Source organism: Paenibacillus cineris (assembly GCF_018333335.1).
In the GTDB taxonomy this organism is placed as follows: Bacteria; Bacillota; Bacilli; order Paenibacillales; family Paenibacillaceae; genus Paenibacillus_AQ; species Paenibacillus_AQ favisporus.
This window is the reverse complement of sequence record NZ_BORU01000036.1, coordinates 1-261: the sequence shown is the minus strand read 5'-3', so window position 1 is coordinate 261 and position 261 is coordinate 1. Positions and strand designations below refer to the sequence as shown.

1 rRNA gene is annotated in these 261 nt (G+C 53.3%); it reads right to left on the bottom strand.

Annotation, left to right across the window (positions count from 1 at the left end):
* Positions 1-261 (bottom strand): 23S ribosomal RNA (locus tag KI379_RS33830); the annotation flags it as partial.

The following is a 261-nucleotide window of genomic DNA, read 5'->3' as shown; positions in this document are numbered from 1 at the left end:
GGTCCCGACTTACCCTGAGCGGACGAGCCTTCCTCAGGAAACCTTGGGCTTTCGGCGGATCAGATTCTCACTGATCTTTTCGTTACTCATACCGGCATTCTCACTTGTATACGCTCCAGCGCTCCTTACGGTACACCTTCAACGCTGTATACAACGCTCCCCTACCCCTGATGCATACGCATCAAGCCATAGCTTCGGTGGTGTGTTTAGCCCCGTTACATTTTCGGCGCAGAGTCACTCGACCAGTGAGCTATTACGCAC